This window comes from Amycolatopsis sp. NPDC004625 (assembly GCF_040609695.1).
Lineage (GTDB): Bacteria > Actinomycetota > Actinomycetes > Mycobacteriales > Pseudonocardiaceae > Amycolatopsis.
Window position 1 is genome coordinate 22,297 of sequence record NZ_JBEXKX010000046.1, and the last position, 16,052, is coordinate 38,348.

Below are 16,052 nucleotides of genomic sequence, written 5' to 3' on the forward strand. Positions count from 1 at the left end.
CGGCCAGGAAACCCGGGAAACCCCGGCGGACGGCCGGGGCATCGGGTCTGCGGAACTCAGTGCGTTGTCATGACGGCGCCCTCACCACGGATTGGGTTTCCGGCGTTGATCGCCACCCGAGGACCCTTCGCTACCACCCGAGACGGCGTGGCCGATAATTGTCCGGTTTTTGGCCTGTTTCGGGCGGTGGATCACTCCGCGAACGCCGGGCCGTTCCGGTAGCCGGCCTCGCCGAGGACGGCGGGGTTGAGCGTGACCCGGTACGCGGCCGCCTCCGCCCACCAGCGTTGCGCCGTTGCCCGGTCGCCGCGCTTGGCTGCCGTGTTGCCCAGGCCCGTCAACGCCCGTGCCCGCTCGTACTCGCTGTCCGCGTCGTCGGCCACCTCGGCCGCGTGGTGGTAGCAGCGCTCGGCGTCGTCCAGCTCGCCGGCGCGGAAGTGCACCCAGGCCTCGCAGCCGGCCGACATCGCGCGGTCGACCGGCAGCTGGGCGAGCCCGGTCGCCTCCCGGGCGGCGGCCAGCGCGTCGGGGAACCGGCCGAGGGCCGCCGACGCGAGGGCGATCCCGCGCAGCGCGATCATCGCGTTCCGGGTGCGCCCGGTCCGGCGGTAGACGGCCAGCACCGTCGTCAGGTCGGTCAAGGCCGCCTCGGCTTCGTCGCGGTACAGGCGCGCCCACGCCAGGCTGGACAGCGCGTCGATCGCGCCGCGGTCGTCGTTGGCCAGCGCGAACTGCTCCTGGGCCTGCTGGTGGAAGGCGACGGCTTCGGCGACGCGGCCCGACTCCAGGTACGCCATGCCGAGGTTGTTGAGGATCATGCCCGTCGCGCTCGGGTCGCCGGCCGCGCGCGCCGCGTCGAGCGCGTGCTCGTGCGTGCGGATCCAGGGTTCGAACAGCTTCTCGCGGAAGAAGAACGCCCGGAGCACGAACGCCAGCTGCCAGCAACGGTCGTGCAGCCCGTGCCGCGCCGCGATGCCGACGACGTCGGCGAGCGCCGGCCACTGGGCGCCCAGCCAGGTGAGCGCCCCGGCCGCGTCCGAAAACGGCCGACCTGACGGGACGGACAGGCCGGTGGCCGGGCGGAACCGGTCTGGTTCGGCGAGTTCGTCGGCCGCCAGCGTCATCGCCACGAGGTGGTCGACGAGCCGCCGGACGGCGATTTCCTGGTCCGCCGGCCCGACTTGGGGCAGAGCGTGCTTCGCCGCGAACGTGCGCATCAGGTCGTGGAGCTCGACGTAGCCGCGTTCGTCCCGCACGACCAGGTGCGCGTCGTGCAGGCGGTCCACCAGCCGGTCCGCTTCACCGGGGGCGAGGCCGGCCAGGGCCTCGACCGCGCCGGTTTCCGCGGCGGCCGCGGGGTGCAGGGCGAGCAGGCCCAGCAGCCGCTGCTGGTCGGGCGGCAGCGCTTCGTACGAGACGGCGAACGCCGTGGCGACGCTTCGCTCGCCGTCCTCCAGCGCGCCGAGGCGGGTGGTCTCGTCGGCCAGCCGGTCACGCAGTCGCGCCGCGGTCCAGCCGCCGGCGATGAACCGGGCGGCCACGATGCGCACGGCCAGCGGCAGCTGCCCGCAGTACCGGACGATCTCGGTCGCCACGGCGTCGTCGTCCGGCGCGTCTTTCCCGGCGACGGACCGGAGCAGGCGCACGGCGTCGTCGAGCGGCAGCACCCCGACCGGGAAGTGCCAGGCGTCGTCGAGGGCCGGCAGCCGGCCCCGGCTGGTCACCAGGATCCGGGACGAGGTCTCGCCGCCGGCGATGGCGCGGATCTGTTCGGCGGACCGCACGTTGTCCAGCACGAGGATCATCCGGCGGCCGCGGAGCTGGTCGCGGGCCAGGTTGGCCAGGCCGTCCTCGTCGGCGGGGAGCTGGCCGGCCGGGACGTCCAGCAGCCGCAGCAGCCGCTGCAGGGCCTCGCCGGGCGAAAGCTCGGCGGCGCCGGGGGTGTGGCCCCGGAGGTCGAAGAACAGGCAGCCGTCGGGGAAGGAACCCGCGACTTGCCGGGCGGCGGCGACGGCCAGCGCCGTCTTGCCGGCGCCCGCCATCCCGTGCACCACCCCGACGCGGGCGTCGTCCGGGCCGAGGAGCAGCGCGGAAAGCGCTTCGAGTTCGGTTTCCCGGCCGACGAAGTACCGGCCGCTGTCGGGCAGCCCGGCGATGCCGCCGGCGTTGCGGCGCGCGGGGAATGCGGATTCCGTGACCAGTGCGAGCAGTTCCCCGCCCGCGTTCAGGGCCTGGTCGCAGGCCTTGGCGAGCTCCCGGTTCACCCGGACCTTGCCGTTCTCGACCTTGCTCAGGTAGCCCTTCGTGAAATGGACTGACGCGGCGAGGCCCGTCAGTGACATGCCGGCCGACGCTCGGCGACGCTTCAATTCCGCTCCAAAGTCCGGCATGGGTCGATCATCCTGTATTCGGTGGGCGGTGGGAAGGCCGGCGGCCCGGGCCCGCCGGCCTGCTCCTGGTCAGCCCAGCAGGGACACGAGCTGGCCGAGCACGATGATGAGGTGCGTGTGCATCGCATCCATCCTTTCCCGATCACCCCGCCGCCGTTTCCGTTCGGCGGGTTCCTTGGTTGCCGAAGGATTTCGACGAACCAAGCGTGACCTGGCGAATTCGGGCTGAACAGACGTTTCCTGTTGCCACTCAATGGAAAACGCGTACCACCCTCGCTGCCTGCGCGGTTTCCCGGATCCGGAAACAGGGGGAAACAGTCGGCAGCTGTCGTGGGTGGGCGGCGATGTTGAGTAGACTCCCCTGGCAACGACCAAGACGGAGGTGGGCGGCTTGGCTCAGGAGGCGGCCGACGCGAAGATCAACGCTCTCTCAGTGGAGCTGAAACAGCTTCGCAAGGGGCTGGGCATCCAAGCGAAGAACCTGCCCGCAATCGCCGGTGAACGGCTTCGTGAAGTGTGTGGGGTTCGCGAAGAGGACAACGCCGGAACGGTTCGCGGCAAGGTTGTCGACACGCTTCGCCGGTTGATCGAAAAACTGCCCGGTGCGCAGCGGGAAACGGCGCGGATCGTGCTGGGTTTCGGCACCGGTGCGCACGAGCGCTACACCCAGCGGCTGGAACTGCTGGGCTCGGGAGCCGACCGCAACGTGCGTACCATGCAGCGTCGCGCCGACGACGTCATCTACCTGCTCGCCGAAGCCGCGTACGGGGCGCCGGTGCCGTTCGGCGGGGTTTCGGCGATCAGCCAGGACGGGCCGTGGCACACCTCGGACCTCACGGTCAACCTGACCCTGACCGGGGGCGCCGCCGAGGTGTTCGAGACGCGCAAAGTGGTCAGTCACGTCGCCGGGCTCGCCGAGATCGAGCACGCCATCTCCCTGGCCCGGCCGGCCAGCACCACGAGCCAGCCGGACCTGTCCGGGCTCGGCATCGACGTCGTCGCCGGCGGCGAAGTGCACTCCGTGCGGTGGGTCAGCTCGACCCGGGTCGCGTTCAGCCTGCGGCCGCCGCAGCCGCTGGACGCCGGTGACCAGCACGAGTTCTTCTTCCGCATCCGGCTGGCCGAGCTGCCGGCGCCGTTCTACTGCTGCACGCCGGAATTCCTGTGCGAGAGCTTCGAGCTCAACGTCCGGTTCGACCGGCGCGAGCCACCGCAGCGCGTCTGGCGCATCGACGGCGACCTCTCGAAGGACGCCGGCGACCCGATGCCGGCCCGCAAACCGCTGTTCCTCGACAACGCGGGCGAAGTGCACACCGGGTTCCGCGACCTGCGGCCCGCGCGGTCGTACGGCGTGGGCTGGCAGCCGTCCCCCTGAGCTGCCAGCCCCCGTCACTCCTCGGTGCGCCGGCGCGCGCCGGTCGTGCGGTGTGCGCGCCATGCTCCTCCTCGTCGTGACCCGCCTGCCTCCACCATGCCGCATCCGGGCGGGATTGCACCGCGACGAAAAGCGGACAGAAACATGACACCTCAGCCGGGCCGCCGGACCGGCTGATCAGGGCCGTCCGTGCCATCATCGGGCATGGTCACCAGTGAGCCGGAGCTCAACAGCGGCATCCTGCCCGGGAACGTGCGCGCCGACGACTGGATCATGCTCGTGCTCGCCGCCGGGTCGGTCGGGTTGCTGGGGTTCATGGTGCTCAGCCCGCCGTCGCGGGACGCCGGCCTGGTGATCTTCTTCGTCGACTGCGGGATCTGCGGGGTCTTCTTCCTCGAGTTCCTGTGGCGGTGGCGGAAACGGCGGTGGGCGAAGAAGTTCCTCGTGCGCAACTGGTACGAGCTGTTCGCCATGATCCCGGTCGCGCACCCGGCGATGGTCGCGCACAGGTTCGTCACCGTCGTGCTGCTGCTCGTCCGGATCGGCCGGGCCGCGGACCGGGCCGTCGGCGAGCAGTTCACCTACCGGCTCGTCGACAAGCTCTCCGAGCCGATCGTCAAGGCGATCAAGAAGCCGATCACCGTGGCGGTGCTCGACGAGGTCGTCAAGGTGCTGGAAACGGGCAACTACCCGGAAAACCTGGCCAAGTCGCTCGGTGCGCACAAGGACGAGCTGCGCTCGATCATCGCGGAGAAGATCGCCGCGGACCCGCAGCTGGGGAAGCTCAAGCGGCTGCCGTTCCACGACGAGATCGTGCGGGCCTGCGTGGACACCTCGTTCCGCGTCCTGCTGGAGGTCCTCCTCGACCCGCGGATCGACGACTTCTTCTCCGCCGTCGTCCGGGACAACCGCGAGCAGATCCGCCAGGCCGTCCAGCTCGGGCTCAACGAGGTCGACGACGAGGAAGAGGAGAAGACGCTGCGGGTGCGCACCCAGCGCACGGCCGCGCACGAGTACGACCGGCTGCACCCGGGTTCACGGCCGTGAGCGCAGGTACGCGCTGAGCCGCGCGGCGGCGTCGAGCATGGCCAGCCCGCGGGCGGTCAGCCGGTCCTGCCAGGTTTCGAGGGCCTCCGCCAGCGACTCGGTGCCGCCCGCGGTGCGGACCTGCCCGACCACCGTCGCGATGTGATCCAGGGGATGGCCGCCGCGGCGCAGGAGGTGGGTGAGTTCGGCGTCGCGGACGTCGGCTGCCCGGTAGCCGGTGGCCCGGTCCCGCGCGGGCGTCAGGATGCCCGCGCGCTCCCACGCCCGCACGGTCGCCGCGGTGACGCCGAGGTGGTGCGCCAGTTCCCCGACCGACCACGCCGTCGCGGCGGGTCCGGGGGCCGGCCCGGCCGTCAGGTGCCCGATCGCCTGCCGGACCGTGTTGAGGGTTTCGCGGTCGCGGAGCAGCTGCTCGTGGCCGCGGTCGACGAGGGTCAGCGCGCGGGGGAGGTCGGCTTCGTTGACGGCGTGCAGGATCCCGCCCGCTGTCGCGTGTCCGTACGCCGTGACCAGCGAGACGAACGCACGCAGGGCCGACGCGTGCACCTCGGTGTAGACGCGGTAGCCGCTCGGCGTGCGCGCGGCCGGCGGGAGGAAGCCGTCGCGCTCGTAGTTCCGGACCGCCTGCGTCGAGATGCCGTGTTCGCGGGCGAGATCAGCGGGTCTCAACGGGGTGTTCAAGGATACGATTCAACCACATGGACATCGCCGACTTCACCGCCGAACTGCTCGCCCTGGGCGAGCCGACCCACTTCGAACCGGCGTGCGCGCGCCTGCGCAACGACCTCTTCGCCCGGCTCGCCGAGCACGGCTTCCGGTCGATCGCGCTGGAGACCGACCGCGTCGCCGCGCTCGACGGCGGGTTCTCGCACGACCTGGGCGAAGTGGACGCCAACCGGCAGCTGATCGCGTGGCTGCGCGAGTACAACGAAACGGCCGGCGAACCGCTGACCTTCCACGGCTTCGACGCCCCGGCCGAGATGTTCAGCGCGCCCAGCCCGCGCAGCTACCTCGAGCACGTCCGCGACCACGTCGGTGTCGACGTCGACATCGCGGCCCTGACCGGCGACGACGAGCGGTGGAGCCGGCCGGAGGCCATCCTCGACCCGGCGCAGTCGCCGGGCGCCACCGCGGAAGCCCGTGAGCTGCGGGTGGTCGCCGACGACCTCCTCGTCGCCCTCACCGCCGAAGCGCCGCGGCTGGACGCTGCTTGGCAGCGCGCCAGGGTGCACGCCCTCGCCGGGCGCGGCCTGCTGCGCTACCACGCGGCGTCGGCCCAGCCCGGCGACCGCGACACGAGGATCGCGCGGCTCGCCGGCCTGCGCGCGGTGCTCATGGCCGAGAACCTGCTGGACATCCACGCCCTCGAAGCACCCCGCGGCCGGACGCTGGTGTTCGCGCACAACGGTCACCTGCAGCGTTCGGGGTCCGGCGCGGGCGCGATCGTCGGAGCACTGCTCGGTGACCGGTACGCGTTCGTCGCCGGCAGCCTCGGCCGCAGCGACGCCATCGGCCTCGGCGAACCGGAACCGGACACCTACGAAGGCCGGCTGCAGGAAGGCACGAAGACCTGGCGGCTGGCCGACGTCCCGGCCGGTCGCCGGCGCACCGACACCAAGCCCGAACGGGGCTACTTCGGCCTCGACGCCGACGTGCTCGACGGCGCCGCCGCGGTGTGGCACATCGCCTGACCGCCCCGGGTTCGAAGCTGGTTGAAACCCTGTGGTGTCCACGCGGGATTGTGCTTAGCTGTTCTTGACACCGGATTCACATGGGGGGTCTTCCGATGAGAGTTCGTCATGGGGTCACCGCACTCCTGGCCGTGGTGGCGTTCGGCGCCGTACCGGCCCAGGCGGGTGCGGCCACCCCGATCGCCGAGCCGACCGTGACGTCGGCCGAGTACCCCGACGACAACGCCTGGCACCCGGGTGCCGGCGTGCCGGGTTCGTTCACCTTCGGCGCCGCCGGCGACGACTCGGTCGTCGGTTTCTACTGGGGCAACACCGATCCGCCCGGCACCTTCGTGGCGGCGGACCACGCCGGCGGGTCGGCGACGGTGTCCTACACGCCGCAGGCGTCCGGCCCCGACGACCTCTACGTGGTGAGCGTCGACAGCGCGGGCAACCGGTCGCCGCAGCACGTCCACCACTTCTACGTGCAGTCGACGGAGCCGGTGGTCAGCGGGCCCCGCGAAACCGGGGTCGGGATCCCGGCCGACTTCCGCTTCTCGCCCGGCATGGCCGATGTCGTCTCCTACACCTACCGGATCGACAGCGGGCCCGAGACCACCGTCGCGGCCCCGGCCGGCGCAACCGTGACCGCGAGCATCGTCACGGCGACCCGGGGTTTCCACCGGCTCAACGTGTGGAGCACGACCAGCACCGGGTTGACGTCCGGTACCGCGAGCGACGGCTACTCGGCCAGTGACGCCCCGCTGGTGGCGAGCACCGACTACCCGGACTTCGTCAGCAGCGGCGGCCCCGGCATCACCGGTACCTTCACCTTGACCCCGCGCATGCCGGGCGTCGTCGAGTACGTCTACTACTTCTACGAGGACTGGGACAACCCGACCGTGGTCCCGGCCGGCCCCGACGGCCGGGCGAGCTTCACCTACACGCCGGCCGCGTCGGGTTACTACCCCATGCAGGTCTACAGCCGGACCGCCGACGGCACGCAGTCCGGCCTCGGCCGTGAGTACTACATCGCGGTGAAGTGACCCGCGTGAAGGACGCCTTCGGCGCATCGCCGAAGGCGTCCTTCACCGTTTACGGGTAGCTGACCACGTTGACCGGCACCGTGCCCGAAGGCGTGACGCCGCCGGTGTCGTTGATGACGTGCGTGATCGTGCCGCGGTAGTTGAGCGACACCGTCAGCAGGCTGTGGAACCGGACACCGCTGGTGTTCGGCACCTCGAACGCGTGGTAGCTGGACACCGCGGGGTTCGTGTCGAAGAAGCAGTAACTCCCCAGGCCCCAGGCCTCATGGGACGTCACGTTCGACGCGACCTTGTACGCGGCGTACCCGGCGACACCCGATGGCGCGTTCCACGACGCCTGGTTCGGCACGTCGTAGGGCATCTCGTTCTGGAAGAAGATCGTCTTCCCGCCCTGGCCGTTCCAGATCACCTGGTACTTCTGGTAGTGCTCGACGAACAGGCCGGTGGCCAGCACGTTCGCGCCGTTCACCACGAGCCCGGTGTCGGCGGTGTTGGTGGTCCAGCCGACCGTGCCGCTGTTGCCGTGGTCGGCCCGCCACGCCCAGATGTGGTCGATGATCGTGTTGGCGCTGTTGACGATCAGGCTGTTCGTCGCCTTGCCCGCGAGCTGGCCGCCGATCCGGAAGAAGACGTCCTGGACCGTCGCCGGGTTCGACGCGTGCGACGCCGACGAGCCGGACTGGCCGACCGTGAGCAGCGCCTGCGAATTCGCCGTGCCCGCGTCGAAGAGCAGGCCCTTGAGCCGGACGCCGTCCACATCGGACACCTGCATCGCGTTGACGCCGTTGTCGGGCACCAGCGTCGGGTAGCCGATGCCGAGGACGGTCGTGTTCGCCCTGGTCACGTTGAGCGTCTGGTTCAGGTGGTAGATGCCCGGCGTGAAGAACAGGTTGCAGCCGGCGGCGAGCGCGTTGTTGATCGACGCGGCCGTGTCACCGGACTTAACGACGTAGAACTGGCTCATCGGCACCGACGAACCCGGGGTGCTGCCGTTCGCCCAGCTCGGACCGGACGCGTTGGTGCGCAGGGACGGCAGGAAGACGCGGTACTTGCCGGTGCCGTCGACGTAGAGGTAGGGCACGTCACGGGAGACCGGTGTCGTGGCGAGCGTCGTCTCGGGCGGGTTCGGGAACGTGTTCGCCGGCGCGCCGCTGGTGCCGGAGAAGACCATGTTCCAGACGCCGCCGTTCCAGCTGCCGAGCGCCGAGTCGCGGGTGTACCACTGCTGCTGCGACACCGAGGCGGCCTGGCCGGACACCTTCGTGTCGGCGATGTAGCCGCCGCTGGCGTAGCCGTAGCTCGCCGGGTACAGCTGGAGCCCGCCGCGGATGTCCATCCGGCGGAACGGCGCGGCCTGCGCCACCGCCCAGCGGTCGTTGCCGCTGGAGGGGTTGACGGCCATGTTCTCCGCCGAGCGCCAGAAGTTCTGCAGCGCGACGCCGTTGTCGGAGGCGTTGAAGGCGTCCACCGTGATGTCGCCGTTGATCACGACGTCACCGGGGTTCTGGCCGAGGCCGGCCACCGAGGTGTAGAAGCCGACGTTGTCGTGCACGCCGTAGGTGCCCGGCTTGAAGAGGTGGGCGACGCGGCGCTCGGCGAACTGCGCGGTGAGCGTGTCCTTCTGGTTGTTGAAGTCGGTGTCCAGCTGGGCCTGGATCGTCGCCGCCGGCATGCTCGGGTCGAAGATCCGCACGTTCGGCCCGAAGTTCGGGGTGTCGGACTGCGCCGGGCAGCCCGCCTGGGTGCCGATCGTGTAGGTCGCGCTCGACACCGGGGACGTCGTCGAGCCGGACTTGAGCGCGATCGCGTTGACCGTGCGGGAGTTCGGGACGCTGATCGGTCCGCTGTAGAGCGTCGAGGACGCGGTCGGCGTCGATCCGTCCACTGTGTACCGGATGGTCGCGCCCGCGGTGGCGCTGCCGATGGTCACCGTCTGGGCGGAGGAGTACGTGCCGCCGGGTGGGCTGAACGTCGGCGCGGCCACCGTCGTCGAGCCGCCGCCGACGGTGTAGCTGAAGTGCGGGGTGTCGTACTGCGGGCCGCTCTTCTCGTAGGTGAACCAGTAGTCGAGGACGTTTCCGCTGCTCAGGCCGTTGACGGTGGTCCGCCAGGTGCCGGAGCCGTTGGTCATCCGGACGTTCTGCTGGCCGAGGCCGGGGACGCCGGTGTAGTGGACGTCCACGTACAGGGCGGGGGTCGTGGGGGTGAAGTTGATCTGTACCTGCGTCGAGCTGGGCTGCGTGACGCTCTGCGTGTAGTCGTCCGCGGCGAGGGCCACCGGGGCGGTGAGCCCGGCCGTCACCAGCAGTGCCGAGGTGACGAACGCGAGCGCCGGGCCGCGTCGTCGTAGCTTGTCCAAGGTCCGGTTCACGCCGTGACACCTCCGCCGTTGGGGATCCACGAGGTATTTGTTGCCAGTCGCAACAAAGTAGCTCCCGGTCAGCGGTGCTTCGATCACGTTTGGGTAACACTTGTCTGGACCAATACGCGAACGGGTGACGCAATTCGTCACTCCTCGTCGCATTGTCGCCACGGTGGGCGAATGACTGAACCGAGAAACCTTCTTCCGACGGGTGACCTCGACTGGGTGACATGCGACGATCCGCTGCCACCTCGTCCCCTACCGAGGAGTAGGCCATGGCGTCTCCACGGTTGTTCCGGTCCCTCGTCGTCCTCTCCCTGATCGCGGCCCCGCTGACGGTGGCCACCACGACCGCCGAAGCCACGCCGCTGCAGAGCGGCGGCATCGTGAACTTCGGCTGCGCGACCTCCGGCAAGCTGCACTGCCTCGGCAAGGCGATCCGGTCGCCGAAGGGCAACGGCCCGCTGGTCGTCTCGACCCCGGTCGGCTACGGACCGGCCGAGATCCAGGCCGCCTACGGCCTCGGCGGGCTGCACGCGAACGGCCGCACAGTGGCCATTGTGGACGCTCAGGACGCGCCGACCGCGGAGGCCGACCTGGCGAAGTTCCGGTCCGCGCGCGGGCTTTCGGCGTGCACGACGGCCAACGGCTGCTTCCGGAAGGTCAACCAGAACGGCGCGGCGAGCCCGCTCCCGGCGCCGGACTACGGCTGGGCCGAGGAGATCAGCCTCGACCTCGACGCGGTGTCGGCGACCTGCCCGGACTGCCACATCCTGCTGGTGGAGGCCAATTCCCCGGACACCGACCCGCTGATGACGGCGGTCGACACGGCCGCGGCGACACCGGGTGTGGTGGCGATCTCCAACAGCTACGGCGGCGCGGAGGATTCGACGATCCTCGCCGCGGACGCGCACCTGAACCACCCGGGCATCGCGGTCACGGCGTCCTCGGGCGACTCGGGCTACGGCGTCAGCTGGCCGGCCTCCTCGCCGTACGTCACGGCGGTGGGCGGCACGAGCCTGAAGAAGGCGGCGACCACCACGCGCGGCTGGACCGAGACGGCGTGGAGCGGCAGCGGCAGCGGATGCTCCACACTGGAGGCCAAGCCGGCCTGGCAGCACGACACCGGGTGTGCAAAGAGGACGGTCGCGGACGTCTCGGCGGTGGCGGACCCGGCCACCGGGCTCGGCGTGTACGACACGTACAACAGCTGCGGAACGTCGTCGTGGTGCGACTTCCTGCTGTCGTTGGGCCTGGCCCAGGGCGCGGACGGCTGGGTCCAGGTCGGCGGCACGAGCCTGTCGTCGCCGGTGATCGCGAGCGTGTACGCGCTGGCGGGCAACTCGGTGACGTCGGGGTCCTACCCGTACGCGCACACGAGCGGGCTGTACGACGTGACGTCGGGTTCGAACGGCAGCTGCGGCGGGACGTACCTCTGCACGGCGGGCGCGGGCTACGACGGGCCGACCGGGCTGGGCACGCCGAACGGCACGTCGGGGTTCTGACCACGGCGGGGGTACCGAGGCAGCCGACGCCTCGGTACCCCGTCCACGCCGGAAATCCTGCCCGGTCGGGTGACGTTCGCTCGGTGCGTTTTCGCCGGTCCCGCCGCGGGGTGACGATGTCCTCATGCTGGACACCGAAGTCCTGTCGCGGACGGCTCCCCGGCCGCTCGACGTCGGCACGCCGCTCGGGGACGTGCGGTTCGCCGTCCGCGCCGGGGGCTGGGACGTGCCCGCCAGACCCGAGCTCACCTGGCGCCTCGATTCCGGGGCGTGGCTGTGCCGGTGGCGGCACCGGTCCGTGCGGCTCGACGTCGTGTCCGGGGCCACCGCGGCGGAGCTGCCCGGCGTCACCCGGGAGGTCGTCGTCTTCCGCGTGCTGGCGCGGGAGGACGTCGGCGAGCTCGTCGTGCGGGCCGAGCTGGCCGGTTCGCCGCAGGAAGAGCCCACCTGGGAAAGCGCCTTCACCGCCGAGACCGCCGACGCCGTGGTGAGCGTCGGCGGGCCCGGTGCCGATCGGCTGCGGCGGTGCTCGCGGGCCGGGCAGCACGTGCCGCCGTACTGGTCGCGGCTGCTCGGCGCGGATGCCGTCGAGCGCACCGGGGGCCGGCTCACCTGGCGGCTGCCGCGCATCGACCGCGGTGACTACGCCGAGCTCTGGGTGTCCGTCGCCTGGAGCGCGGCGGGCGGGGACCCGGGCCACGCCGTCGACGTCGACGCGGCCCGGGTGCTGCGGGAGCTAACCCAGTGAAATCCGGTCCAGATCCGGGGCGCCCGCCCGGTCGTTGCCGATCCGGATCGCATTGGCGCCCGCGGTCAGCGTCACCGGCACCGAAGTGGTGTACGGGGTGTTGTTCCCGACGCCGCTGACCTTGACCTCCGCCGGTGCGCCACCGTTGACCGACACGAAGTACGACCGGTCGCCGTTGACGGTGAAGTCGAGGTACAGCGTGTACTGGCCCGCCGCGGGAACGGTCACGCCCGGGAACGTCACCGCAGCTCCCGGGCTGCCGCCGATGTTGCGGACCTTCTGCGCGCCCGAGCACGGCGAGCAGCTCGTGACGCCGGCGTCGCCGATGTCGTTCGCCGAGTCCTCCGCCTCGCGCACGAACACCCGGTCCGCCGGGCGCGGCTTCACCTGCACCGGCTTGCTGACCGATTTCGCCCGCCCGAGCGTCTTGAACGACGCCGTCACCGGGATGCTCACGTCCTGGGCCGGGCCGGTGACCGTCCACGATCCACTGAGGACCTGACCGAGCCGGAGGTTCGCCGCGGTCACCGGGGCGCCCTGGACCGTCCAGCCCGCCGGGACGACCGGCGCCAGCGACACCTGGTCGACCGGGTCGTCGACGTCGAGCCGCAGCGACGCGGTCACCGTCAACGACTGCTGCCCCGACGCCACCCACTGCACGCCGGCGGGCTGCACGGTCAACGTCGTCCTCGGCGTGTACGACTCGGGGGGCAGGGGGGCCACCGCGATCCGGTCCAGGCCGGTGCTGCCGGACACCCGGATCGTGTTGGCACCGGCGATCGTCGGCACGGCGATCGCCCCGGGGGCGTCGACGGTGATCGGCGCGGCACCGTTCACGCTCACCGAAAGCGTGCCTGGGCCCGTCGTGTCGAGCTGGAGCCGCGACGGCCCGGTCGCCTGGACGCCGCGGAAGACGACGGCCCCGCGGTCGAGGCCGGTCACGGCGTTCGTGCCCGAGCACGCCTCGCACCACACCGGCGACGCCTGGCCTTCGAAGCCGTTGCGCCATGACTCCGCTTCCAGCGGCACCTCGCCGCGCGGGTCGGGGTAGCCGTAGGCGACGTCGATCTCGTCGATGGCGAGCTGCCGGTAGAACGGCTTGGCCTGCGGCCCGGACCACGTGTTCAGCACCTCGAGCTTCAGGTACCGCGCGTGCACCTCGCCGACGTCGATGAACTGCACGCCGCGGTTGCTGGGCAGGGCGCCGGTGCGGACCGGGGTGCCCCAGGTCTTGCCGTCGTCGCTGGCGTAGACGCGGTAGTCCTTGATCCGCGCGGAATCCTCGGCGCGGCCGAAGGATTCGCGCGCGGCCGTCGGCGACGACTCGCGCTCGTGCACCGCGAGGTAGGCCGTCGACCGCTTGCGGCCCAGGTCCAGCGTCATGGACACCGGGAGCCGGCCGCCCGCGTCCCAGTAGTTCAGGTAGCTGCCGTCGGTGAGGTTCGCGGCCGAAGCCGCGTTGGAAGACGCGGTCGCCTTGATCGTGCTCTTGTCGTAGAAGTACTGCTGCCCGGCGGTGTCCACTTTGAACACGGTGTCGTACGTGTCCCAGTCGGCGATGTCCATAATGGACAGATACCCGCCGGACTGCGCGAACCGCATCGGCTGGCCGGTGCGCAGGTCGGACACGCCGGTGACGCGGTAACCGTTGTCGCGCAGGCGGACCAGGTTCGTCGACGGCCGGGTGACGACGTGGACGTACTGCGTCTTCGCGCCGGGCTTGACGGTGATCACGCCGTGCGCGCCGTCGTTCCAGAAGCCGGGCTGCATCCCGCCGTACATGTACCCGCCGCCTTCGGTGCCGGTCAGCGACTCCTTGATCGGCTGGGTCCAGGACGCCATGAAGTTGTTGAACGCCTCCTGCTGCGGCGGGAACTTCCCGTTCAGCATGGCGGTTTCGGCCATCAGCGACTTGATGGACGAGCCCGCGTTCGTGATGTACCGGCCGGTGGAGAGCCGGAAGTCGACGGCCTGGTCGCCGCCGCTGTACCACCAGTCGCCGTTGGTCGGCAGCTTGTAGTCGGCCTCGGTCAGGCGCGGCATCGGCGTGTAGATCGCCTGCGGGTAGTCGTAGGACGGGGTCATGCCGGTCTTCTGCTCGTTGCTGACCGTGTCCATGATCGGCGTGTCCTCGTTGTTGTTGCTCAGCAACCAGGACGGCCGCTTCTCGCGGATGTGCTCGTAGAGCCCGTGCTGCTCCCAGTACTCGTTGTCGTTGTCGATCCAGAAGCCCGCGAGGTCGCTGTAGCGGTCCATGACCTCGTCGAACAGGTCGTAGGAGAACTCGCCGAAGCCGGGCCGGGTCGTCAGGTCGACCTGGTGGCCCTTGTAGGCCGAGTAGGCGGCCGAGTCGAGCGACTCGTGGCCGGTTTCGTTGTGCCACTGGGGATCGTCGGTCATGTAGAGCATGACGCGGACGCCCTTGGCCCGGCCGGCGGCGATCAGCTCGCCGAGGAAGTCGCGTTGGGTCGAGCAGCTGCCGGGGATCTTCGACGGCCACGGCCGCGCGTAGCCCAGCCGGCTGTGGAAGGTGGTGAGGACGACGTAGGACGCGCCCAGCTTCTTCGCCTCGTCGATCCAGTAGTCCGGCGTCCAGCCGCCGTCGGTGACATCGCGCTCCCAGGCGGCGCAGTCGGTGTGCCGCGGCGCGGTGAACATGCCCCAGTGCAGGAACAGCCCGGCGGTCGAGGCCCGCAGCCAGTCCTGACGCGGGTTGTAGAGCTCGGCGTTCGCGGGGCCGGCCAGGCTCGCCACCAGTGCGACAGCGGCGGCGAGGCAGGCAAGCAGTCGGATTCTCAAAGGACCTCCTCGTCCGGAGAGATCCGATGATTAGGCGGTGATATATCGTACGTCAAGCGAAGATGCCGCTCACCGGCACACAGTCGTCCGATCTGTCACAAACTCGGGGCCGCGTCCGTCAAGGTGGTGATCGCACCGCGAAAGGACACCCCGTGAACGACGACCTCCTCGCCCGCAGCTTCGAGACCCACCGCGGCCACCTCCGGGCCGTCGCCTACCGGATGCTGGGCTCGCTGACCGAGGCCGAGGACGCCGTCCAGGAGGCGTGGCTGAAGCTGAGCCGGAGCGACAGCGCCGCCGTCGAGAACCTCGGCGGCTGGCTGACCACCGTCGTCGGGCGCGTCTGCCTCGACATGCTGCGTTCGCGCAAGGCCCGGCGCGAGGAGCCGTGGGACACCCTGGTGCCCGACCCCGTCATCAGCCGTGACGACGCCGGCCCCGAGCACGAAGCGCTCATCGCGGACTCGGTCGGGCTCGCGCTGCTGGTCGTGCTCGACACGCTCACCCCGGCCGAGCGGCTGGCGTTCGTGCTGCGGGACATGTTCGCGATGCCGTTCGAGGAGATCGCGCCGATCGTCGGCCGGTCCGAGGCGGCGACCCGGCAGCTGGCCAGCCGCGCCCGGCGGCGGGTGCAGGGTGCGCCGGTCGCCCCGGACCCCGACCTGAACCGGCAGCGCGAGGTCGTCGGCGCCTTCCTGGCTGCCGCGCGCGGCGGCGACTTCGACGCGCTGGTCTCGGTCCTCGACCCCGACGTCGTGCTGCGCGCCGACCGCGGCCCGGCCCTGGGCGGCTCGGACGAGGTCCGCGGCGCGGCGGCGGTCGCGAACCAGGCCCTGACGTTCTCCCGCCTCGGCGCCGGCGGCGGCGTGGTCCACCGCGCCCTGGTCAACGGCGCGGCGGGCGTGGTCGCGACCCGCGACGGCCGGCCGTTCTCGGTGCTGGGCTTCACGGTGGCGGGCGGCCGGATCGTCGAGATCGACATCCTCGCCGACCCCGAGCGCCTCAGCCGCCTGGACCTGGCCGTCCTCGACTGACCCGTCGTGGGGGGGGGGGGGGGGGGTTAAACGCGCGGAGACACACAACACCCCCCCGCGGGGGGGGGGGGCCGGG

The 16,052-nt window shown here is 71.0% G+C and carries 11 protein-coding genes; 7 read left to right on the forward strand and 4 right to left on the reverse strand.

The genetic code is table 11. The features are described 5' to 3' along the window. Positions 1-191: 191 nt before the first annotated feature. Positions 192-2,390: a helix-turn-helix domain-containing protein gene (locus ABZW17_RS37035; RefSeq protein WP_354824533.1), complete on the reverse strand. Its 2,199-nt coding sequence runs from the start codon at positions 2,388-2,390 to the stop codon at positions 192-194. 583 nt (positions 2,391-2,973) lie between these two features. Here ABZW17_RS37035 and ABZW17_RS37040 point away from each other — a divergent pair. Next, positions 2,974-3,765, forward strand: a complete 792-nt coding sequence (locus ABZW17_RS37040; RefSeq protein WP_354824535.1) for a hypothetical protein — start codon at positions 2,974-2,976, stop codon at positions 3,763-3,765. Between the two features lie 204 nt (positions 3,766-3,969). Then, the gene (locus tag ABZW17_RS37045; protein WP_354824538.1) at positions 3,970-4,812 is read left to right on the forward strand and encodes an ion transporter; all 843 of its coding nucleotides are present in this window, start codon (positions 3,970-3,972) and stop codon (positions 4,810-4,812) included. Here ABZW17_RS37045 and ABZW17_RS37050 read toward each other — a convergent pair. Further along, the gene (locus ABZW17_RS37050) at positions 4,801-5,493 is read right to left on the reverse strand and encodes a TioE family transcriptional regulator (RefSeq protein ID WP_354824540.1); all 693 of its coding nucleotides are present in this window, start codon (positions 5,491-5,493) and stop codon (positions 4,801-4,803) included. The two genes, ABZW17_RS37045 and ABZW17_RS37050, sit on opposite strands and share 12 nt — an antisense overlap. Positions 5,494-5,510: 17 nt before the next feature. On the opposite strand from ABZW17_RS37050, the gene ABZW17_RS37055 reads away from it, so the two are divergent. Both ABZW17_RS37055 and ABZW17_RS37060 read left to right on the forward strand, forming a co-directional pair. Next, positions 5,511-6,503 carry an erythromycin esterase family protein gene (locus ABZW17_RS37055; protein ID WP_354824543.1) on the forward strand — a complete coding sequence of 331 codons (993 nt, stop codon included), beginning with the start codon at positions 5,511-5,513 and terminating at the stop codon, positions 6,501-6,503. Between the two features lie 95 nt (positions 6,504-6,598). Continuing rightward, positions 6,599-7,528: a hypothetical protein gene (locus tag ABZW17_RS37060; RefSeq protein WP_354824546.1), complete on the forward strand. Its 930-nt coding sequence runs from the start codon at positions 6,599-6,601 to the stop codon at positions 7,526-7,528. 49 nt (positions 7,529-7,577) lie between these two features. Here the strand turns inward: ABZW17_RS37060 and ABZW17_RS37065 are convergent, their stop codons facing one another. Continuing rightward, the gene (locus ABZW17_RS37065) at positions 7,578-9,899 is read right to left on the reverse strand and encodes a chitobiase/beta-hexosaminidase C-terminal domain-containing protein (RefSeq protein ID WP_354824549.1); all 2,322 of its coding nucleotides are present in this window, start codon (positions 9,897-9,899) and stop codon (positions 7,578-7,580) included. Between the two features lie 266 nt (positions 9,900-10,165). On the opposite strand from ABZW17_RS37065, the gene ABZW17_RS37070 reads away from it, so the two are divergent. Then, positions 10,166-11,395: a S53 family peptidase gene (locus ABZW17_RS37070; RefSeq protein ID WP_354824552.1), complete on the forward strand. Its 1,230-nt coding sequence runs from the start codon at positions 10,166-10,168 to the stop codon at positions 11,393-11,395. A 124-nt stretch (positions 11,396-11,519) separates the two neighbouring features. After that, positions 11,520-12,143 (forward strand): hypothetical protein, encoded by a 624-nt coding sequence (locus ABZW17_RS37075; protein ID WP_354824555.1) that lies wholly within the window; start codon positions 11,520-11,522, stop codon positions 12,141-12,143. On the opposite strand, the gene ABZW17_RS37080 is transcribed toward ABZW17_RS37075, so the two are convergent. Continuing rightward, complete coding sequence (locus tag ABZW17_RS37080; protein WP_354824558.1) at positions 12,132-14,942, reverse strand: alpha-L-fucosidase; 2,811 nt, start codon at positions 14,940-14,942, stop codon at positions 12,132-12,134. The genes ABZW17_RS37075 and ABZW17_RS37080 overlap by 12 nt on opposite strands. Positions 14,943-15,094: 152 nt before the next feature. Here ABZW17_RS37080 and ABZW17_RS37085 point away from each other — a divergent pair, with 152 nt between their 5' ends. Then, the gene (locus ABZW17_RS37085; protein ID WP_354824561.1) at positions 15,095-15,976 is read left to right on the forward strand and encodes a sigma-70 family RNA polymerase sigma factor; all 882 of its coding nucleotides are present in this window, start codon (positions 15,095-15,097) and stop codon (positions 15,974-15,976) included. Positions 15,977-16,052: the final 76 nt, after the last annotated feature.

Bases quoted from the DNA above. Each gene is read 5' to 3' on its own strand.
- ABZW17_RS37075 (WP_354824555.1), top strand. From the start codon at position 11,520: ATGCTGGACACCGAAGTCCTGTCGCGGACGGCTCCCCGGCCGCTCGAC.
- ABZW17_RS37045 (WP_354824538.1), top strand. From the start codon at position 3,970: ATGGTCACCAGTGAGCCGGAGCTCAACAGCGGCATCCTGCCCGGGAAC.
- ABZW17_RS37060 (WP_354824546.1), top strand. From the start codon at position 6,599: ATGAGAGTTCGTCATGGGGTCACCGCACTCCTGGCCGTGGTGGCGTTC.
- ABZW17_RS37070 (WP_354824552.1), top strand. From the start codon at position 10,166: ATGGCGTCTCCACGGTTGTTCCGGTCCCTCGTCGTCCTCTCCCTGATC.
- ABZW17_RS37055 (WP_354824543.1), top strand. From the start codon at position 5,511: ATGGACATCGCCGACTTCACCGCCGAACTGCTCGCCCTGGGCGAGCCG.
- ABZW17_RS37035 (WP_354824533.1), bottom strand. From the start codon at position 2,390: ATGCCGGACTTTGGAGCGGAATTGAAGCGTCGCCGAGCGTCGGCCGGC.